Consider the following 19,809-nt stretch of genomic DNA (forward strand, 5'->3'; position numbering starts at 1 on the left):
CCAACGCACAGGGCCCGGGACATTGAACAACTGCTGCCGCATCGCTGGCAGCCCATCCCTCCTTGAAATCAACCATGGCTGTGGCCAGTGGTCAACATGGGATGGCCGGACGCTTACTTTTCTGGCGCAACGGCACAATTTCTTCTCTGTGCTTAGTGGCAGATCGGTCCCCGGTTTGTATGGCATCTACATGGGGAAATGAAAATTATGGACCACAGACCAGAACAGTCGCGCGGCTTGGCGCAGGTCTTTCGGCCGATGGCGGTATCGCTGTGGGCGCTGGCCTGTGGTGCCTATGCCAGCGCGGCAGAGCCGACGGAGCCGTCGGTGTATCTTGAAGGCGGACCCACATTGCAGCAGGGCAGCGACACGCGTACGGCCACCATCGGCCTGCGCCTGCCGGTGCAGCGTACTTTTTCGGACGGACGCATCACGGTCTCCTGGGACTTGTACCTGAGCGACTGGGAGGTGAATGCCTTGCCGGGCGCACGTTCGCACTTTAGCCAGATTGGGGTGGTGCCGATGTTCCGCTACCGCTTCGATGCAGGGCAGTCGCCGTGGTTCGTGGAGGGTGGGGTGGGCCTGTCCTACCTGAGCGAGTCGTACCAGACCCCCAACAAGTCCTTCAGCACCCAATGGAACTTCAGCGACCACCTGGGCGTGGGCCGCAGCTTGGGGGCGGACCGGCACCAGGAACTGGGCGTGTACGTCAAGCACGTATCCAATGCCGGACTGCGCCGCCCCAACCCGGGCGAAACCTTTGTGCTGTTGCGCTACGCCTACGCGTTCTAGCCAAATAGTCCACCGGACCACATTCCAGATATGTGCATTGCGTCCCAGCGCAGTTTGTATCAAGCACAATAAGCCTACTGAACCGTGCATACAAACCTTCTCTTTTCCGAGTTGAAGGTAGGGCTTGCTCCGGGCGTGTAGTGGGTGCGTGTTGTAAAAATGAAAGCTGGGTGTGAACTATGGGCGATTCCGCAGAAGAGATCGTGCACGACGTTGCCCTGGTGGGCCGTATCGAATCTATTCCCACACTCCTGCGGGTGCTGTGTGAGATCACGGGTATGGGCTTTGCCGCACTGGCCCGTGTAACCGATGGCACCTGGACCGCCTGCGCGGTACGCGACGAGATCAGCTTCGGCCTACTGCCCGGTGGCCAGTTGGATGTCAACACCACCTTGTGCAAGGAAGTGCGCTTCTCCCGCACGGCAGTGGTGATCGACCAGGCCAGCACCGATACCCGCTACTGTGACCACATCACCCCGCGCACCTACGCGATTGAAAGCTATGTGTCGGTACCCATTGTGTTGCCCGACGGCAGTTATTTTGGCAACCTGTGCGCTATTGACCCCCGCCCGGCCCAGGTGTCCGAGCCCCGCATCGTAGCCATGTTCCAACATTTTGCGGCGCTGATTGGCATGGAGCTGGAAAACGCGCGCCGCCAGTACCTGGTGCAGGCCGCGCTGCTGGGCGAACGTGCCGCCAGCGAACTGCGCGAGCAACTGATCGCCATCCTGGGCTACGACCTGCGCACACCCGTCAGCCTGATCGCACTGAACAGCCAACGTTTGTTGGCCAAGGCCCAAGACCCGGCGGCGGTGGCACGCATTGCCAGCGATATCCACGTGGGTGTAAAACAAGTCTCTACGCTGATCGACCATGCGCTGGACTTCGCGCGTGGCCGTCTGGGCAGCGTGATCCAGGTGACACCAGCGCTGGTGGAGCGCATGGACGAGGCCCTGTTCAGCGCGGTCACCGAAATGCAGGCGAGCTTTCCGGGGCGCGAGATCGAATGCCTGTTTGACATCTCCCGGCCGGTACAGGTTGACCGCTGCCGGGTGCTGCAACTGGTGTCCAATTTGCTCAGCAACGCGCTGGTGCATGGTGCACCCGACAGCCCGGTGCAACTCAAGGCCATGACCACGGCTGACAGCTTAGTACTGGAAGTGTCCAACCAGGGTTCCCCCATTCCGCCCGACAGCCTGGACAAGGTTTTTGCGCCGTTCTGGCGCAGCAGGACCTCAGCACAGCGTGAAGGGCTGGGCCTGGGTTTGCACATCTGCGCGCAGATCGTCCAAGCCCACCAAGGTCGTTTGAGCGTCACATCCTCGGCCGATGCCGGTACGGTGTTTATCGCCACCTTGCCCCGAGAAGCCGCTGGACCGGTGGCTGCGCTGCCGCAGTAAAGGCCAGAAGCTGTTCCGGCGCGTTAAAAGGCTTCACCACCTGCACCGACGAGAGCATGGGCAGCACCGGTGCCGCGCCGCGCACCAGGCGTGAGAAGCGGTCCGAGGCGTGCACCACCGGTCGATCAAAAACTTGTGGCCCCCCAGCCCCACCTGGCCTTTTGGTCGCTCCAGCTCCGCCAGCCCTGCCTACACTGTGCCCATCTTTTCCGATACAAAAACACGCCATGCCCGCACACGATTTCCCCCATTGGCTGGACCCGCAAACCTGCAAGGTCGTTGAGCTGGATGCCCTGGTGCGCACGCCCACGCAGCCCGCCGACTACCCGCTGGCCCACACCATCACCCAGGGCGTGCCGGTGTACGACGGCGCGCAGATCCGCGAGGCCAGCCCGGCCCTGCAGCGCGACTTGATGGCCGAGTGGTGCCGCGTGTGGCACAGCGGCCCTGGCGTGCTGGTGTTGCAGGCAGCGTTTGCCGACCTGGCCGTGGTGGACGCGGCCACGGCTGAATTCTATAAGCTGATTGCCGCCGAGCGCCTCACCGGTACCAAGGCCGACCACTTCGCCAAGCCCGGTGCCAACGACCGGGTCTGGAACGCGCTGGAAAAGCTCTGTGTGGCCGCACCCGAGGTGTTTGCCGCCTACTACGGCAACCCATTATTGACCTGGGTGTGCGAGGCCTGGTTGGGCCCGGCCTACCAGGTGACTTCGCAGATCAACTCGGTCAACCCCGGCGGCGCTGCGCAAATGGCCCACCGCGACTACCACCTGGGGTTCTTGGGCCCGGTACAGGCCGCCCGCTACCCGGCGCACGTGCACCGTCTGTCGCCCGCCCTCACGCTGCAGGGGGCGGTGGCGCATGTCGACATGCCGGTGGAAAGCGGCCCCACACTGTATCTGCCGCATTCGCAAAAATACGCGCCCGGCTACCTGGTGGCGGGCCACCCGGACTTCCAGGCCTACTTTGATGCGCAGCACGTGCAACTGCCTTTGACAAAAGGCGACGCGGTGTTTTTCAACCCGGCGCTGATGCACGCCGCAGGCCACAACCGCTCGGCGGACATTTACCGCTTGGCGAACCTGCTGCAGGTCTCCAGCGCCTTTGGCCGTGCCATGGAATCGGTGGACCGGCTGCGCATGTGCCAGGCCTTGTATCCGGCCCTGCGCGGCCTGCCCGCCGCAGAGCAGGCCAGCGCCGTGGCGGCCTGTGCCGAGGGCTATGCCTTCCCCACCAACCTTGACTGCGACCCGCCGCTGGGCGGCCTGGCCCCCGAGAGCCAGCAAGGCCTGTTGATGCGGGCGCTGCAAGAAGACTGGCCTTTGGCGCAAATCCAGCAGGCCTTGCAGCAGCAGGCCCATAAAAAACCGAGCCACCAGAAGTCTCTATGAACAACGCCGCATGTTTCCCCGGCAAAGTCGCCGATGCCCGTCAGTCTCAGGGGGCGGTTTCGGGTTTGGCGATGGCCGCTACGGCCTGTCCCAGCGCGACCACCGCCATGGCGTAGTAGCTGCTCCAGTTGTAGCGGGTGATGGCGTAGAAGTTTTCGGTGCCGGCCACGTACTGGGGTGGGTTGCCACCGTTTTGCAGCTCCACCAGTGCCAGCGGACCGGTGTGCTGCAGGGCCGGGCCGTCCAGCACGACACCCAGTGCCTGGAAGCGGGCTACGCTGAAGGTGGGCAGGATGTCCGGGGCCAGCAGCGCGTCCATGTCCACGCTGGCGGGGTCAAAGCGCACCGGGTAGTAGATCGGCATACCGGGCTGCCAGTGGAAGGCCTTGAAGTAGCTGGCCACCGAGCCAATCGCGTCGGCCGGGCTATTGAACAGATCAACGTGGCTGTCACCGTCAAAGTCCACCGCGTAATGCACCCAGCTGGTGGGCATGAACTGTGGCAGGCCCATGGCCCCGGCGTAGCTGCCGCGCAGGCTCAGCGGGTCGATGCCCGCGCGTTGCGTCAGGCTCAGGTACTGCTCCAGCTCGCCCTTGAAGTAGGCACCGCGTTCCTTGGCGCGCGGGTGGCTGGCGGGGAAGTCAAAGGCCAGTGTGGCCAGCGCATCCAGCACCCGGAAGTTACCCATGTTCTGGCCGTAAATCGTCTCCACACCGAGGATGCCGACGATGATTTCGGCCGGTACGCCGTACTCTTTTTCGGCCCGTTCCAGCGTGGCGCGGTTGGCCTGCCAGAAGCGCACCCCGGCGGCGATGCGTGCGGGGTCGATGAAGCGGCTGCGGTAGAGCTGCCAGTTTTTCACCGTGCCCGTGGGTGCGGGGGCCATCAGGCGCGGCACGCTGGGTATGAACCGGGCTTGCGCCAGTATCTGGTGCACCCAGGCCGGGTCCAGGCCGCGGCGCTCGGCGATGTCGTCGGCGAGGGCCATGACGTCCATGCGGCTGGCATACAAAGGGCCGCTAGGCGTGGCCGTAATGGTGGGCTTATTCTTTATACTTTTTTTGGTACTGGCGCAGACGGGAACTAGGCATGTAGCTATTAAAAGAAGAGCAATCGGGAGGAGTTTGTGCATGGGCGTAAGTAGGTGGTCGCCCAAGTCTAGCGCGGCCACACCAGCCGTTTGAACGCCCTTCGCTGCGCCGCCATGCTGCCGGGGTTGTCCGGCGCATACCGCAGGCTTTCCATTTGCAGCAGCCAATCGCGCAGGGCGGGTTGGCCCGGCACCAGCGCGGCCATCTGCCGGGGTGGGGCGCTGGCGGGCACGGTGATGCCAACTTTGGCCAGTTTGCGCCGGGCCTGGTCGAGCAGGCGCAGCCAGGGGTCGTGCTGGCGGCGTTCCCACTGGGTCCAGGCGGCCCCGCCCAGGCTGGCCAGCACCAACAGGGCGGCCAGTAGCTTGCCCAGGTCTTCCCATTCCGGGCTGTCAAAGCCGATATTTTTCAGCAGATTGAGTTGCTTGCTCTGGCTGTAGTTCAGCACCCACTGGTTCCAGCCGTTGTTGACCGCGTCCCAGGCGGCGCGCAGGCGGCGGGCGGTGTCGGGGCTGACATTGGCCAGGGTGTTGGCAATGGCTCCGCGCGGGGCTTGTAGCCGGGTGAAGCTGCCCACGCGGCCCGGCGACACCGCACCGGTGGGGTCCACCCTGGTCCAGCCCTGGCCCGCGGTCCATACCTCGGCCCAGGCATGGGCATCGCTTTGGCGCACCACCCAGAAGCTGCCCACGCCATTAAGTTCGCCGCCCTGGTAGCCGGTGACGATGCGTGCGGGGATGTCCAGCGCCCGCATCAGAACCACAAAGGACGAGGCGATGTGTTCGCAAAAACCCTCTTTGCGGTCAAACCAGAATTCGTCTGCGGTGTCGCGCCCGTACAGGCCGGGGTCCAGCGTGTAGAGGTAGCCACCGGTGCGCAGCCGGGTCAGCACGGTTTGCACCAGGGCTGCAGTGTCGGCACCGGGCTGGGCACGGCGCAGGTCGGCTGCCAGTTGCAGGGTGCGCGGATTGAAGCCGGGGGGCAAATCGACATAGCGCTGCAGGTCCAGGTTGGTGCCGTCATTGGCCCGTTTGGGCCCGTAGCGGAACTGTGGGTAGCTTTGCGCCTGGTAGCGCAGCAGGTCGGTGGTGGGGCGGCTGGCCAGCCACTGCAAGTCGGGGGTCATCACTGCGCTCAGGCCGTCGGGCAAGGTTGGGGCCTGGGGTGTGGCATCCAGCGCCAGCAGCCAGGGGCGGTTGTTGGGCTCCAGGGTCACCTGGTACTTCAGCGGCGGGCCAGACACCTGTAAGTCGCTGGCTCCCGTGCGCGAAAAATCGGTGTAGCGTGGATGCCAGGTACGCCCGTCAAATAGCGACAGCACCGGGCCGCGAAAGTACAGGTCGCGCTGTGCAGGCGGCGGGCCGTCAAACTTCACCCGCATGGCAATGCCGTCGTCCAGCGCCAGGCTGGCCATGGTGCCCACCTGCATTTGGTTGGATAAACCGCTGCGCCCGGCCATAGCATCGCTGGGCATGCCCCACAGCGGGGCCATGCGCGGAAACAGCACAAACAGCACCGCCATGATGGGCGCGCCCAGCAGCGCCATGCCGCCGGCAATGCGCGCCGCCTCGCGCAGCGGGGCCTTGTTTTCCACCGGCCCACTGTTCGGCATATGGGCGTTGACCAGCGCCGTCAGTAGCCCCAGCAGCGCCACCAGCATGGCGATGGCGGTCAGCAGCGACTGCGAGAAAAAGAAGTTGCTGAGCATGGTGAAAAAGCCCAGGAAGAACACCACAAAAGCATCCCGCCGCGCCCGCAGCTCCAGGGTTTTGAGCGCCAGCAGCACCACGATCAGCGTCACCCCGGCATCGCGCCCCAGCAGGGTTTGGTGGGTCGCCAACGTGGCCGCCAGCGCCATCCCCAGCAGCACTGCCAGCCACCAGCGCGACGGCAATGGCCGTGATTTCCACGCCAGCCAGCCGCGCCACCCCAGCACCCCCGCCGTCGCCAGGGCACACCAGACCGGCAGGTTACCCACCTGCGGCAGCACCACCCAGGCGATGACGGCCAGCAGAAACAGCGTGTCGCGGCTGTCTCTGGGAAGGGTGGTAAAGGGTGTTAACCAGCGCATAAAGTGGTTGCTATTAAATAAGTAGCTAGTCGTGTAGGTGAAATAAGCGCTAGAAGCCGATTTGGCTTAAAGTTTGCACAAGGCCAGCGCCTCCAGGCAACGCCGCCGGTGGGCCTCGCCCGCACCCGGTGCAAGCTCTTGCCCCGGCAGGCGCAACCCGTAGTCCAGCCCCAGTTTGTCGGCCAGCAGCACCCAGGCGCACAGGCGCGAGAGTTTCGCTTCCGCGCCCAGCGACCCGGCTTGCGCGTAATCCAGCCAGAGTTCGTGCCGCTGGGCTTGCTGGCTGTCGCGGCTGACCAGCTCATCCGCCTTTGCCACCTTCTTCCAAACCACCAGCTTTAGTGGGTCGCCACGCCGGTAGGGACGCACGCCGTCGAATTCGCCGCTGGCGTGGGGCGCACTGTGGCTGGCTCCACCGGCGCGCGGCTGGCCAGGGGGGAGTGGGGGCGGGTGGGCTTCGGGGCGGGGGTAGACCAGCAACTGCGCGGCGGGCCGCCAGTAGGTCCAGACGCGGAAGGTGCCCAGCGGGAAGCGGGTCTCGGCGGTGATGGCGGGCAGATGCTGCAGGCCGCGCTGGGTGGGGGTGAAGGCGATCTGCACCCGGCTGCTGCCTTGGGCAGGCACGTCGGTCCAGGCCCAGTGGCCACTGCCCAGCAAACCCAGGCCGATGCCGTGGCGGGTGGTTTTGCGCGTGCTGCTGACTTGTATGGAAATAGGAGCGCTAGCGCCCATGTACTGTGCGTCAGGTGCTATCAAATGCAGAGTGAGTCCGCGCAGCGTGGCGTGGCCTACGTGCATACCCACCACGGCGCATCCGGCCAGCAAAAAGGTCAGCACATAGCCCAGATTGAGCTGGTAGTTGATGCTGGCCACCAGCAGCACCAGCAAGGTGGCCGCCAGCATGCAGCCGGGGCCGGTGGGCAGGATGTAGACGTTGCGTTGGGTCAGCAGCGTGGTATCGGTGAGATGGATGCGCGCCTGCCACCAGCGCTGGAAGCGGGCCCGCAGCAATTTGGCTGGTTGGATCACGGCATGTTCACGGCAGGGGCGTGCCTGCAATCATGGCTTGGACTTGCGCCACCGCACCACGGCCTGCATCGCCCACCGGCACCAGGCGGTGCGCCACGGTTTGCGCCAGGATGGCCTGCACGTCGTCCGGGGCCACGTAGTCGCGGCCACTGAGCAGCGCCTGGGCCTTAGCGGCGCGCACCACGGCAATGCCGGCGCGCGGGCTCAGGCCTTGCAGAAACCAGCGGCCCGAGCGGGTGGCGGCCACCAGGTCTTGCACGTAGTCGAGCAGCGCATCGGCGGCATGGACTTGCAGCACCTGCTGTTGCAGGCTTTGCAGCTCATTTGGGCTCAGCAGGCTGGGCAGGTGCTCCACCAGGTCGCGCCGGTCCTGCCCGGCAAGCAGTTGGCGTTCGGAGGCGCGGTCGGGGTAGCCCAGCGAGATGCGCATCAAAAACCGGTCCAGCTGCGACTCGGGCAGGGCGAAGGTGCCCAGTTGGTCCAGCGGGTTTTGCGTGGCGATGACGAAGAAGGGCGAGGGCAGGGGGCGTGTCGCGCCCTCCACGGTGACCTGCTTTTCCTCCATGGCCTCCAGCAGCGCGCTCTGGGTTTTGGGGCTGGCGCGGTTGATTTCGTCGGCCAGCAGAATTTGCGCAAACAGCGGGCCGGGGTGGAACACAAAGGCCTCTTTGCCGCGCTCGTAGATCGATACGCCGGTCAGGTCGCTGGGCATCAGGTCGGCGGTGAATTGAACGCGCGAGAACTGCAGGCCAAAGGTGCGGGCCAGCGCATGGGCTAGCGTGGTTTTGCCCACCCCGGGCACGTCTTCGATCAGCAGGTGACCGCCCGCCAGCAGACAGGCCACACAGTCCTGCACCTGCGCGGGTTTGCCCACAATCACCGTGTTAAGCTGTTTTAGCAGTTCGTTGAGTTTGTTTTGTACGTGCATTCCTTGACGTTACCCGAAATACAAAGACCTCTAATCCCTCAGAAAAGCAGTTCACCGTGAACAAGACTGGCTACTTCACCCACCCCGCCTGCCGCAAGCATGAAATGGGCGCAGGCCACCCCGAATGCCCGGCGCGACTGGACGCGATTGACGACCGTTTGCTGATCAGCGGCGTGGGCGACGCGCTGGAGCACCTGCAGGCCGCCCCCGCCGCACTGGCCGACATCGAACTGGCCCACAGCCGCAGCCTGATCTCCACCCTGCGCGGACTGACCGACACGCTGCGTGAGGACATCAACGCCGGTGGCCCCAGCCACGCGCAGGTAGATCCCGACACCAGCCTGAACATCTACACCTGGGATGCCGCGCTGGCCGCTGCCGGGGCCACGCTGGCCGCCACCGACGCCGTCATTGCGGGCGAGCTGGAAAACGCCTTTTGCGCAGTGCGCCCGCCGGGCCACCACGCGGGGCGCGACACCTCCAGCGGCTTTTGCTTTTTCAATAACGTGGCGATTGCCGCCAAGTACGCGCTGGAGCGCCACGGCCTGCAGCGGGTGGCGATTGTGGACTTTGACGTGCACCACGGCAACGGCACCGAGAACATCGTGGCCGGGGATGACCGCATTCTGATGGTCAGCTTCTACCAGCACCCGTTCTACCCCGAGGGCGGGGCGCAGTCGGATGCGGCCAACCTGGTCAACATCCCCGTGCCCGCCTACACCCGCGGCATGGAAGTGCGTGAGCTGATCGAGATGGTTTGGGTGCCGCGCTTGGAGGCGCACCGGCCCGAGATGATTTTCATCAGCGCCGGTTTCGACGCGCACCGCGAAGACGACATGGGCCAGATGGGCTTGGTGGAGCAAGACTACGCCTGGATCACCATGCGCATCAAGGACATCGCCCGCCGCTACGCCAAGGGCCGCATCGTCAGCAGCCTGGAGGGCGGCTACGACCTGAGCGCGCTGGGTCGCAGCGTCGAGGCGCATATTAGGGTGCTAGCGGATTTGTAGCTGCTTGCGCCCTTCCCGTAAGCACGGGAACCTTTTTTCCTTAGTATTCTCTGAGCTCCATGACTCCTGTTTCTACCGCGAACGCCGCCTCCAACCCCGCCCCCATCATCGATTTAGACAGCTGGCTCGCCGCCCTGCTACGCCCCACCGCCCTGGTGGAACTGGGCTCCTTGGGCGTGTGCCTCGTGCTGGCCTGGACGCTGGTGTGGCTGGTCCGCCGGGCGGTGGGCACGCCGGACGAAAAGTCCATTCTGTTTGGCCGCCGCATCGTCGACGGCGTGATGTTCCCGCTGCTGCTGCTGGCCCTGGGCCTGCTGGACGAGGTGCTGCTGCAACAGTGGATTCCGCTGGCGCTGTTCAAGATCGCCATGCCGGTGCTGGTGTCGCTGGCGGTGATCCGCACCGGGGTCAAGGTGCTGCAGGTGGCGTTCCACAACGCACCGGTGGTGCGGCTGCTGGAGCGCACCATTTCCTGGGTGGCCTGGCTGGCCATGGTGCTGTGGGTCAGCGGCCTGCTGCCGGTCCTGCTGGACGAACTGGACCAGTTCAAATGGAAAGTGGGCGGCTCCATGCTGTCGGCCCGCAACCTGGTGGAGGGCGGGCTCACGGCGGGCGCGGTGCTGATCTTCACGCTGTGGATTTCGGCTGCCATTGAAGCGCGGCTGCTCAAGTCGGCCACCGGCAGCGCGCTGTCGCTGCGCAAGGCCATCAGCAACGCCACCCGGGCCTTGCTGATGTTTGTGGGGCTGCTGGTGGCCTTGTCTTCGGTGGGTATCGACCTGACGGCGCTGTCGGTGCTGGGCGGCGCGGTGGGGGTGGGTATAGGCTTTGGCCTGCAAAAACTGGCGGCCAACTACGTGAGCGGCTTTGTGATCCTGGCCGAGCGCAGCATCCGCATCGGCGACTTTGTAAAGGTGGACAACTTTGAAGGTCGGGTGACGGACATCAACGCCCGCTACACCGTGGTCAGCGCCCCCAATGGCCGCGAATCCATCGTGCCCAATGAAATGCTGCTGATACAGCGGGTGGAAAACCTGTCGCTCAACAACTCCCGCATTTCGCAATCGACCGAAGTGGCTGTGGGCTATGACAGCGATGCCGACCTGGTGATGCGCCTGCTCACCGATGCCGCGTTGCAAGAGCCACGCGTGCTGCGCGAGCCCGCTCCCAGTGTCACCCTGACCGCCTTTGGTGCCGACGGGCTGGAATTTGCCCTGGGCTACTGGATTGCTGACCCCGAAAACGGCCAGGGCAACCTGCGCTCCGCCATCAACCTGCGCATCCTGCAGGCCCTGCGCACCCACCAGATTAACGTGCCGTATCCGCAACGCGTGGTGCATGTTCAAGAGCCCCACAGTGGACCGTGAAGTGGCCCGTAAAGGTTTGCACAAGGCTGTGCAAAGCCTGGTGTAGGGGCGCGCACCGGGTACCCGACCATTCAAATTTTGTGGGGCGTGATGTAAATCACTGGAGTCGGTGTGGATTAGTTACTGATTGGTAGCTTTTTGAACTGGATGGTTAAAATGTCAACTAATCCTTACTAAGCGGCCATGCAATGTTCAATATTTTTCGCTCCCGTTCGGACCGTCAACTGCGGGCCTTGATGGCATCCCAAGCTTCGATCGAGTTTGATTTGTCCGGTTACATCACCTTTGCCAACGCTAGATTTCTGGAACTTATGGGTTACACGCTCAGCGAAGTCAAGGGCAAGCACCACAGGATGTTTGTGGATCGGGACTATGGCGCAAGCCGGGAATACGAAGATTTTTGGTCCGTGTTGCGGGCAGGTCATTTTCAGACAGCCGAATTTCAGCGGTTTACTAAAAATGGCGACACCGTGTGGTTGCAAGCCAGTTACAACCCGGTGGTCGACCGCTTTGGCCGACCCAGTCGGATTATCAAAATTGCCCAAGACACCACGCAACGTAAGCTGCGTGATGCGAACTACCAGGGCCAGATTGATGCCATTAGCAAATCCCAGGGGGTTATTGAATTTGACATGGATGGCAACATCCTCTACGCCAATGAAAACTTTTTGAGTTTGTTGGGTTACACCTTGGACGAAGTGCAGGGTCAGCACCACCGGATATTTGTGGACCGAGCCGAAAGCCAGGGTGCGCCATACCGTGCCTTTTGGGACAAGTTGCGCGCGGGCCACTACCAAACGGCAGAATTTCGGCGTGTTGGCAAGTCTGGCCGCGATGTATGGATTCAGGCCAGTTACAACCCTGTGTTGGATCTGGCCGGCAACCCGGTGAAGGTGGTCAAATTTGCCACCGATATCACCCAGGATGTGGAGCAACGCCAGTCGTTCGAATTGCTGTCGCTGGTGGCCAATGGCACCGACAACTCGGTGGTGATTACCGGACCTGATGGCTGCGTCGAATACGTCAATGCTGGTTTCACCAAGTTAACCGGTTTTACAGAGCTGGAAGTCATGGGTAAGAGGCCTGGTCAATTGCTGCAAGGTAAACATACAGACCCTGCCACGGTGGAGCGGGTCCGGGCCAAGTTGCGCGCCCGCGAACCGTTTTACGAGCAAATATTAAATTACACCAAGACCGGCGAACCGTATTGGATTTCTTTGTCAATCAACCCGATTTTTGATGGCAGCGGCCGCCTGAGCAAATTTGTCTCGGTGCAGGCCAACATCACGCAAACCAAGATGCAGGCCCAAGAAGATGCCACACGCCTTACCGCCATACGGGCCTCTACCGCGACCGCCGACTGGTCATCCCAGGCTGAGTTGCTGGATGTGAGTCCGACCCTGGCGCTGCTTCTGGGGGTAGAGAATTTGGGCGCAGCCGCCAAGGCGCTGAACCCCATCTACAGCGGTATGACCCAAGGTGATGGTGGCAACCGGTTGTTGCGTGGCGAGAGCTCCGAGCGTGAGGTCAAAGTGGCAGCTGCTGACGGTAGCCCGGTGTGGTTGCGCTGCACTTTCAATCCTATTTTCCAAGTGGATGGCACGCTGTCCAAAATAACCATGTATGCCAGTGACATCACTAGCCAGCGTAATACTTTGGAGCGTATCCGTACGGTGGTGGGCACCATCAATGACCTGGCCATGCAAACCAATCTATTGTCCTTAAACGCGGCCATCGAAGCCGCCAGGGCCGGTGATGGCGGTCGCGGATTTGCGGTCGTGGCCTCTGAAGTGCGCAGCCTGGCGCGCCGCTCTGCCGCTTCTGCCAGCGAGATATCGACGATGCTGCACTCTTGATTTTTTGCTTCGCCAGAATGGGCGCAAGACTCCTTTTTCGAACAAAAATATGGAGTTCGCTGCATAAATTCTGCTGGTATTTTTACGGCCAATGCGCTTGCGCGCATTGGCCGTCGGTTTATAATCAAAAAAAAGAACGGTCGTTCTATTTTGTAGCGACGGCATTACTGCTCAGGCATAAAATAAAAAGCGACAAGCACATTCCATAACTTTAAGGAGCCGTTACATGAAGGTCCTGGTAGCCGTAAAACGCGTTGTTGACTACAACGTCAAGGTCCGCGTCAAAACCGACGGAACGGGCGTAGACATCGCCAACGTCAAGATGAGCATGAACCCCTTTGACGAAATCGCCGTCGAAGAAGCGGTCCGCCTCAAAGAAAAAGGTGTGGTCACCGAGATCATCGCCGTCTCCTGCGGTGTCACCCAGTGCTCCGAGACCCTGCGCACCGCCATGGCCATCGGTGCCGACCGCGCCATCTTGATTGAGACTGCTGAAGAACTCCAACCCCTGGCTGTCGCCAAGCTCCTCAAAGCCCTGGTTGACAAAGAACAGCCCGGTCTCATCATCCTGGGCAAACAGGCCATCGACGACGACTGCAACCAGACCGGGCAAATGCTCGCCGCCCTGGCGGATTTGCCCCAAGCCACCTTCGCCAGCAAGATCGAGATCGCCGACGGCAAAGCCAGCGTCACCCGCGAAGTCGATGGCGGCCTGGAAACCTTGAGCGTCTCGCTGCCTGCCGTGGTCACCACCGACCTGCGCCTGAACGAACCCCGCTACGTCACCCTGCCCAACATCATGAAGGCCAAAAAGAAGCAGCTCGATGTCTTCAAGCCTGAAGACCTGGGTGTGGATGTGAGCCCGCGCATCAAGACCCTCAAAGTCTCCGAGCCACCCAAGCGCAGCGCCGGTATCAAAGTCCCCGACGTGGCCACCTTGGTTGCCAAACTCAAGACCGAAGCGAAAGTGATCTGACATGTCCGTACTCATCATTGCCGAACACGACAACGCCAGCGTCAAAGGCGCCACCCTGAACACCGTAACCGCCGCACTCGCATGCGGAGGTGATGTGCACGTGCTCATCGCCGGCAGCAACGCCGGTGCTGCTGCCGCCGCCGCCGCCCAGATTGCCGGTGTGGCCAAAGTCCTGCACGCCGATGCCCCCGGGTTTGCACACGGCCTGGCCGAAAACGTCGCCGCCCAGATACTGGCGCTGGCCTCCGGCTACAGCCACATCGTCTTCCCCGCCACCGCCTCGGGCAAGAACGTGGCCCCGCGCGTGGCCGCCAAGCTGGACGTGGGCCAGATCAGCGACGTGACCAAGGTCATCAGCGCCGACACCTTCGAGCGCCCCATCTACGCCGGTAACGCCATCGCCACCGTGCAAAGTCTGGACGCCACCAAGGTACTCACCGTGCGCACCACCGGCTTCGACCCGGCTGCCGCTACCGGCGGTTCGGCCACCGTGCAAGTACTGGCCGCCGCCGCCGATGCCGGTAAATCCAGCTTCCTGGGCAGCGAAATTGCCAAGAACGACCGCCCCGAACTCACCGCCGCAAAGATCATCGTCAGCGGTGGCCGGGCCCTGGGCAGTGCCGAGAAGTTCAACGAAGTCATGGTGCCGCTGGCCGACAAGCTGGGTGCGGCCCTGGGTGCTTCGCGCGCCGCTGTGGACGCAGGCTACGCGCCGAACGACTGGCAAGTGGGCCAGACGGGCAAGATCGTTGCGCCACAGCTGTACGTGGCTGCCGGTATCAGCGGTGCCATCCAGCATTTGGCAGGCATGAAGGACAGCAAGGTCATCGTGGCCATCAACAAGGACGAAGAAGCGCCGATCTTCAGCGTGGCCGACTATGGGCTGGTGGCCGATTTGTTCGTAGCGGTACCAGAACTGGTCAAGGCGCTGTAAGACGCAGGTCAGTGCAAAGGGGCATCGTGCGCGGTGCCCTTTTTTACCATTCACCACCCCCACTTCGGTCAGAACGTACGCCGTCCAGAAACACCGCAGAACTGGCTTTGCCAGGCTGCTGGTGTTGCCCCCTGCAAGGGGGTTGGCGAAAGACGCGCAGCGCTGAAGCCTGGGGGTGTACATTTTTTCCGGAGACACCCCATGAGCTACACCGCCCCGCTGAAAGACATGCTGTTCAACATCCAGCACCTCGCCCGCATCGACCAGATCGCTGCGCTGCCAGGCTTTGAAGACGCGGGGCTGGACACGGCCCAGGCGGTGCTAGAAGAGGCGGCCAAATTCAACGAGGGCGTGCTGGCGCCACTGAACTGGGTGGGCGACCAAAATCCATCCACGTGGCGCGACGGTGTCGTCACCGCCACCCCCGGCTTCAAGGCGGCGTTCAAGCAATTTGCCGATGGCGGCTGGCAGGGCCTGCAGCACCCGGCCGACTACGGGGGCGCGGGCCTGCCTAAGTCGATTGGTGCAGCCTGCGTGGAAATGTGCAACAGCGCCAACCTGAGCTTTGCGCTGTGCCCCTTGCTCAGCGACGGCGCGATCGAGGCGCTGCTGACGGCGGGCTCGGATGCGCTCAAGGCTACCTACCTGGAAAAGCTGGTCAGCGGCGAATGGACCGGCACCATGAACCTGACTGAACCCCAGGCCGGTAGTGACCTGGCCATGGTGCGCAGTCGCGCCGACAGCCAAGGTGACGGCAGCTACAAGGTGTTTGGCACCAAGATTTACATCACCTGGGGTGAACACGACATGGCCGAGAACATCGTCCATCTGGTGCTGGCGCGGGTCAGCGGCGCGCCCGAGGGCGTGAAGGGCATCAGCCTGTTCGTGGTGCCCAAATTCCTGGTCAACGCCGACGGTACGCTGGGGGCGCGCAACGATGTGCACTGCGTCAGCATCGAGCACAAGCTGGGCATCAAGGCCAGCCCCACCGCCGTGCTGCAGTACGGCGACCATGGTGGTGCGGTGGGTTACCTGGTGGGTGAGGAAAACCGTGGCCTGGAATACATGTTCATTATGATGAACGCCGCCCGCTACGCCGTGGGCGTGCAGGGCATTGCGGTGGCCGAGCGGGCTTACCAGACTGCGGTGCAATTTGCCAAAGACCGGGTGCAGAGCCGCCCGGTGGATGGCAGCGTCAAAGCCAGTGTGGCCATCATCCACCACCCCGACGTGCAGCGCATGCTGATGACCATGCGCGGCCACACCCAGGGCTGCCGCGCCATGGCGATGGCGGCAGCTGCGGCCTACGACACGGCGCACCACCACCCGGATGCCGATACGCGCCAGCAAAACCAGGCGGTGTATGAATTCCTGGTGCCGCTGGTCAAGGGCTACAGCACCGAAATGAGCCTGGACGTGGCCTCGCTGGGCGTGCAGGTGCACGGTGGCATGGGTTTTATCGAAGAAACCGGGGCGGCCCAGTACCTGCGCGATGCCAAGATTCTGAGCATTTACGAGGGCACCACTGCCATCCAGGCGAATGACCTGGTGGGCCGCAAAACCCTGCGCGATGCCGGTGCCACGGCCAAGGCCATTGCGCGCCAGATCGTGGTCACCGAGACCGCGCTGGCCCAAAGCGGCAGCGCCGACGCGGTGGCCGTGGCCCGCCGCCTGAAAACCGCCCGTACCGCCTTCCTCGACGTGGTGACCTTCGTGGTGACCCAGGCCAAAGCCCAGCCGAATGCCGTGTTTGCAGGCAGCGTGCCCTACCTGATGCTGGCGGGCAAGCTGGTGGCCGGTTGGCAGCTGGCGCGTTCGCTGCTGGTGGCAGAAGAGCTGCTGGCCAAGGGGGAGGACACCGCCTTCATGCAGGCCAAGATCACCACCGCACGCTTTTATGCCGACCACGTGCTGGTGGCAGCGCAAAGCCAGCGCGACAGCATTGTGGAAGGTGCCGATAGCGTGACCGGCATGGCGGTGGACGCATTCTGATGTGCTATTGATTGTGTAGCTACTGGCGTAGGTAGTTATTGCGCTAGAGCCTGATTTCTTATAAAAAACAAGATGGAGACGAAATGTCCAAGCTTCCCGCCGCTTTAAGTGCCTTGCCGCTGCCCATCATCGCTTCGCCGATGTTCATTGTCAGCACGCCGCAGTTGGTGATTGCGCAGTGCATCGCCGGGGTCGTGGGCTCCATGCCGTCGCTGAACGCCCGCCCGGCGGCGCAGCTGGACGACTGGCTGGCCGAGATCACCGAGACCCTGGCGGCCTACAACCTGGCGCACCCCGACAAACCGGCGGCACCGTTTGCCATCAACCAGATCGTGCACAAGTCGAACGACCGGCTGGAGCACGACATGCAGGCCTGCATGAAGTTCAAGGTGCCCATCATCATCACTTCGCTGGGCGCGCGCGAAGACATCAATGCCGCGGCCCACAGCTACGGCGGCGTGGTGCTGCACGACATCATCAACAATAAGTTTGCCCACAAGGCAATTGAAAAGGGTGCCGACGGCCTGATCGCCGTGGCCACCGGCGCGGGCGGCCATGCGGGCATCAAAAGTCCGTTTGCGCTTATCCAGGAAATCCGCGAATGGTTCGACGGCCCGCTGGCCCTGAGCGGTTCCATCTCGACCGGCGGCGCTGTGCTGGCAGCCCAGGCCATGGGGGCCGACTTTGCGTACATCGGCTCGGCCTTCATCGCCACCACCGAGGCGCGGGCCACGCTGGCCTACAAGCAGGCCGTGGTCGATGGCGATTCGGACGACATCGTGCTGAGCAACCTGTTCACCGGCGTGCACGGCAACTACCTCGCCCCTTCGATTCGCGCGGCGGGCCTGGACCCCGACAACCTGCCCGAGAGCGACCCCACCAAGATGAACTTTGGCGGCGATACGGCGGCCAAGGCCTGGAAAGATATTTGGGGCTGCGGCCAGGGCATTGGCGCAGTCCGTAAAATCCAACCCGTGGCCGACTATGTCGCCCAACTCTCCCGCGAATACGCCGAGGCCAAGGCCCGTTTGTCTTTGTAATTTTTACCGGCGCGCTGCGCCTCTGATACCTGTCCGCCCGCCGCTGCACTGCCAGCGGCGGGCGGACGTTTTTTGTGACGATGCCGATTTCTACACCCCGCACTTCCCGTGCGTCCCGCATTCCCTTGCTGGATGTTCTCAAAGGCCTAGCCTGCATGCTCATCGTGGCCCACCACCTGGTGTTTTACGGCCCTATGTCCACCACCGCCTACCCGCTTGCCAGCGAGCTGATGGACTGGCTGTTCACCTATGGCCGCATGGCGGTACAGGTGTTTCTGGTGCTGGGTGGCTACCTGGCGGCCAGCACCCTGGCCCCTGACGGCGTGGCCCGGTTCGAAGGGTCCTGGCAGCAGGTGCAGCGGCGCTTTGTGCGGCTGTCCACGCCGTATCTGGCTGCGCTGCTGTTCGGCTTGCTGGCGGCTGCCGTGGCGCGCTACGGCATGGAGCACCCGTCCATCCCGTCCGAGCCTTCGCTGCCCCAGTTGCTGGCCCATGTGTTCATGCTGCAGGATGTGCTGGGCTACGAGGCCCTGTCGGCCGGGGTCTGGTACGTGGCTATCGACTTCCAGTTGTTTGTGCTGGCGGTGCTGGTGTTCAGCCTGGCCCGGCGATGGCCGGGTCGCTGGCTGGCTCCGGTACTGGTGGTGGGGCTGACCGTAGCCTCTTTGGCCTACTTCAATCTGGATGCCAATTTCGACACTCTGTGCCTGTACTTTGCCGGGGCCTATGGCATGGGCATGCTGGCGTTCTGGGCGGGGCGCAGTGCCCGGCCCTGGGCCTGGCTGGCGGCCCTGGCTGTGCTGGGTTTGGCCGCGCTGGCGCTGGATTTTCGTGAGCGCATCGCGGTGGCCCTGGTCACTGCTGTGGTGCTGGGCGTGTTGCAGGCCAGCCCCTGGGCGCGCCGGTGGTCGCCGTTGCCGCGCGTGCAGCGCCTGGGTCAGATGTCGTACTCGGTGTTTTTGGTGCATTTCTCGGTGTGCCTGCTGGTCAACACCGTGTTCAGCCAGTATTTTCCCGCCCAGCCGTGGATGAATGCCGCGGGCATGCTGCTGGCGTTTGCGCTGTCGCTGCGCTCGGGGCAGTGGCTGTACCGCAACGTAGAAACCCGGCTGATCTGCCTGCCCTCGGCCTTGCGCCTGCAGGGCAGCTTTTTGGCCGCGGGTTTGTTGCTGATGGGGCTTAAGGCGCTGTAATCAATGTGGCTCACCCCCAGGCTACAGTGCTACGCATCTTTCGCCAACCCCCTTGCAGGGGGCAACACCTACAGCCGGGCATTGCCAGTTCTGCGGTGTTTCTGGTGAGGATGCGTTGCGTTTATAAGCTGCGTTCGGCGCTGCCAGACTGCCATGGCGCACATTTCTGCATCACCTGCGCAAACAGTGTGGATTTCTCAAAATTTGCCAGCCATTGTTGGACCTGCGGCCAGGGTTGGGCCGCAAACCAGGCGGCATCCACATGCGCACACTGGCGCACGAACGGGGCGATAGCCATGTCGGCCAGCGTGGGATGGGCACCGAACAGACAGGGCTGCCCGGCCAAGCGCAGCTCCCATTCTAGAACCATACGCCCAATAGCACTCTGGTGCAGATTCTGATTGGACATGCTGCTATCGTCTTCATAGCGGCCTGGGTATTTGTAGCGGTCCAGGTGGTATTTGAAGGGGCCGTCTACCTCTGCAATCAGCGCCAGCGTTTCCGCTAGTGGCGCTTGCAACCAGCCTGCCGGGTCGTTGCGCTCCAAGGCCCAGCGCATGATGTCCATGCTTTCCTCCAGTACGTGGCCATCGGGCAGCACCAATACTGGCACGGTGGCTTTGGGGGATGCTGCCAGCAGCTCGGGCGGCTTGTTGCGCAACACCACTTCGCGCAGCTCTACCGTTTGGCCGCTGGTAGCCAGCGCCAGCCGTGCCCGCATGGCGTAGGGGCAACGGCG

General features: G+C 63.1%; 16 protein-coding genes. 11 read left to right on the forward strand and 5 right to left on the reverse strand.

The features are described from left to right. Positions 1 to 207: 207 nt before the first annotated feature. The 3 genes from AC097L_RS00005 to AC097L_RS00015 all read left to right on the forward strand — a co-directional run bounded on the left by AC097L_RS00005 (position 208) and on the right by AC097L_RS00015 (position 3,583). Positions 208 to 792, forward strand: a complete 585-nt coding sequence (locus tag AC097L_RS00005; RefSeq protein WP_479584058.1) for an acyloxyacyl hydrolase — start codon at positions 208 to 210, stop codon at positions 790 to 792. Positions 793 to 971: 179 nt separating this feature from the next. Beyond that, positions 972 to 2,192, forward strand: a complete 1,221-nt coding sequence (locus AC097L_RS00010; RefSeq protein WP_479584059.1) for a GAF domain-containing sensor histidine kinase — start codon at positions 972 to 974, stop codon at positions 2,190 to 2,192. A 227-nt stretch (positions 2,193 to 2,419) separates the two neighbouring features. Beyond that, positions 2,420 to 3,583, forward strand: coding sequence for a phytanoyl-CoA dioxygenase family protein (locus AC097L_RS00015; protein ID WP_479584060.1), 1,164 nt, complete (start codon positions 2,420 to 2,422; stop codon positions 3,581 to 3,583). Positions 3,584 to 3,629: 46 nt separating this feature from the next. Here AC097L_RS00015 and mltB read toward each other — a convergent pair whose 3' ends face one another. The 4 genes from mltB to AC097L_RS00035 form a co-directional block, all read right to left on the reverse strand. Next, on the reverse strand, positions 3,630 to 4,715 hold the full coding sequence (gene mltB / locus AC097L_RS00020; protein ID WP_479584061.1) for a lytic murein transglycosylase B: 1,086 nt from the start codon (positions 4,713 to 4,715) through the stop codon (positions 3,630 to 3,632). A 26-nt stretch (positions 4,716 to 4,741) separates the two neighbouring features. Beyond that, positions 4,742 to 6,745: a transglutaminase TgpA family protein gene (locus tag AC097L_RS00025; protein ID WP_479584062.1), complete on the reverse strand. Its 2,004-nt coding sequence runs from the start codon at positions 6,743 to 6,745 to the stop codon at positions 4,742 to 4,744. A gap of 66 nt (positions 6,746 to 6,811) precedes the next feature. After that, a complete protein-coding gene (locus AC097L_RS00030) occupies positions 6,812 to 7,774 on the reverse strand; it encodes a DUF58 domain-containing protein (protein WP_479584063.1) in 963 nt (320 codons plus the stop codon). A 7-nt stretch (positions 7,775 to 7,781) separates the two neighbouring features. Next, positions 7,782 to 8,702: an AAA family ATPase gene (locus AC097L_RS00035; protein WP_479584064.1), complete on the reverse strand. Its 921-nt coding sequence runs from the start codon at positions 8,700 to 8,702 to the stop codon at positions 7,782 to 7,784. A 56-nt stretch (positions 8,703 to 8,758) separates the two neighbouring features. On the opposite strand from AC097L_RS00035, the gene AC097L_RS00040 reads away from it, so the two are divergent. The 8 genes from AC097L_RS00040 (at position 8,759) to AC097L_RS00075 (ending at position 19,070) form a co-directional block, all read left to right on the forward strand. After that, positions 8,759 to 9,712, forward strand: a complete 954-nt coding sequence (locus AC097L_RS00040; protein ID WP_479584065.1) for a histone deacetylase family protein — start codon at positions 8,759 to 8,761, stop codon at positions 9,710 to 9,712. A gap of 59 nt (positions 9,713 to 9,771) precedes the next feature. After that, a complete protein-coding gene (locus tag AC097L_RS00045; protein ID WP_479584066.1) occupies positions 9,772 to 11,079 on the forward strand; it encodes a mechanosensitive ion channel family protein in 1,308 nt (435 codons plus the stop codon). Positions 11,080 to 11,267: 188 nt separating this feature from the next. Further along, the gene (locus tag AC097L_RS00050; RefSeq protein ID WP_479584067.1) at positions 11,268 to 12,935 is read left to right on the forward strand and encodes a PAS domain-containing protein; all 1,668 of its coding nucleotides are present in this window, start codon (positions 11,268 to 11,270) and stop codon (positions 12,933 to 12,935) included. A 226-nt stretch (positions 12,936 to 13,161) separates the two neighbouring features. Beyond that, complete coding sequence (locus AC097L_RS00055) at positions 13,162 to 13,911, forward strand: electron transfer flavoprotein subunit beta/FixA family protein (RefSeq protein WP_479584068.1); 750 nt, start codon at positions 13,162 to 13,164, stop codon at positions 13,909 to 13,911. A gap of 1 nt (position 13,912) precedes the next feature. Beyond that, positions 13,913 to 14,845 (forward strand): electron transfer flavoprotein subunit alpha/FixB family protein, encoded by a 933-nt coding sequence (locus AC097L_RS00060; protein ID WP_479584069.1) that lies wholly within the window; start codon positions 13,913 to 13,915, stop codon positions 14,843 to 14,845. A gap of 201 nt (positions 14,846 to 15,046) precedes the next feature. Then, positions 15,047 to 16,837, forward strand: coding sequence for an acyl-CoA dehydrogenase (locus tag AC097L_RS00065; RefSeq protein WP_479584070.1), 1,791 nt, complete (start codon positions 15,047 to 15,049; stop codon positions 16,835 to 16,837). A gap of 83 nt (positions 16,838 to 16,920) precedes the next feature. Continuing rightward, complete coding sequence (locus AC097L_RS00070) at positions 16,921 to 17,877, forward strand: NAD(P)H-dependent flavin oxidoreductase (RefSeq protein ID WP_479584071.1); 957 nt, start codon at positions 16,921 to 16,923, stop codon at positions 17,875 to 17,877. Between the two features lie 80 nt (positions 17,878 to 17,957). After that, positions 17,958 to 19,070: an acyltransferase family protein gene (locus tag AC097L_RS00075; protein ID WP_479584447.1), complete on the forward strand. Its 1,113-nt coding sequence runs from the start codon at positions 17,958 to 17,960 to the stop codon at positions 19,068 to 19,070. A 121-nt stretch (positions 19,071 to 19,191) separates the two neighbouring features. Here AC097L_RS00075 and AC097L_RS00080 read toward each other — a convergent pair whose 3' ends face one another. Beyond that, complete coding sequence (locus AC097L_RS00080) at positions 19,192 to 19,791, reverse strand: glutathione S-transferase (protein WP_479584448.1); 600 nt, start codon at positions 19,789 to 19,791, stop codon at positions 19,192 to 19,194. Between the last annotated feature and the right edge of the window lie 18 nt (positions 19,792 to 19,809).

It is taken from the genome of Rhodoferax sp. RT5P35, from assembly GCF_056521385.1.

Excerpts from the sequence above, each read along its gene's own strand:
- AC097L_RS00035 (WP_479584064.1), bottom strand. The coding sequence starts at position 8,702 with ATGCACGTACAAAACAAACTCAACGAACTGCTAAAACAGCTTAACACG.
- AC097L_RS00080 (WP_479584448.1), bottom strand. The coding sequence starts at position 19,791 with ATGCGGGCACGGCTGGCGCTGGCTACCAGCGGCCAAACGGTAGAGCTG.
- AC097L_RS00075 (WP_479584447.1), top strand. The coding sequence starts at position 17,958 with ATGCCGATTTCTACACCCCGCACTTCCCGTGCGTCCCGCATTCCCTTG.
- AC097L_RS00070 (WP_479584071.1), top strand. The coding sequence starts at position 16,921 with ATGTCCAAGCTTCCCGCCGCTTTAAGTGCCTTGCCGCTGCCCATCATC.
- mltB (WP_479584061.1), bottom strand. The coding sequence starts at position 4,715 with ATGCACAAACTCCTCCCGATTGCTCTTCTTTTAATAGCTACATGCCTA.
- AC097L_RS00045 (WP_479584066.1), top strand. The coding sequence starts at position 9,772 with ATGACTCCTGTTTCTACCGCGAACGCCGCCTCCAACCCCGCCCCCATC.
- AC097L_RS00025 (WP_479584062.1), bottom strand. The coding sequence starts at position 6,745 with ATGCGCTGGTTAACACCCTTTACCACCCTTCCCAGAGACAGCCGCGAC.
- AC097L_RS00065 (WP_479584070.1), top strand. The coding sequence starts at position 15,047 with ATGAGCTACACCGCCCCGCTGAAAGACATGCTGTTCAACATCCAGCAC.
- AC097L_RS00055 (WP_479584068.1), top strand. The coding sequence starts at position 13,162 with ATGAAGGTCCTGGTAGCCGTAAAACGCGTTGTTGACTACAACGTCAAG.
- AC097L_RS00005 (WP_479584058.1), top strand. The coding sequence starts at position 208 with ATGGACCACAGACCAGAACAGTCGCGCGGCTTGGCGCAGGTCTTTCGG.
- AC097L_RS00060 (WP_479584069.1), top strand. The coding sequence starts at position 13,913 with ATGTCCGTACTCATCATTGCCGAACACGACAACGCCAGCGTCAAAGGC.
- AC097L_RS00010 (WP_479584059.1), top strand. The coding sequence starts at position 972 with ATGGGCGATTCCGCAGAAGAGATCGTGCACGACGTTGCCCTGGTGGGC.
- AC097L_RS00050 (WP_479584067.1), top strand. The coding sequence starts at position 11,268 with ATGTTCAATATTTTTCGCTCCCGTTCGGACCGTCAACTGCGGGCCTTG.
- AC097L_RS00015 (WP_479584060.1), top strand. The coding sequence starts at position 2,420 with ATGCCCGCACACGATTTCCCCCATTGGCTGGACCCGCAAACCTGCAAG.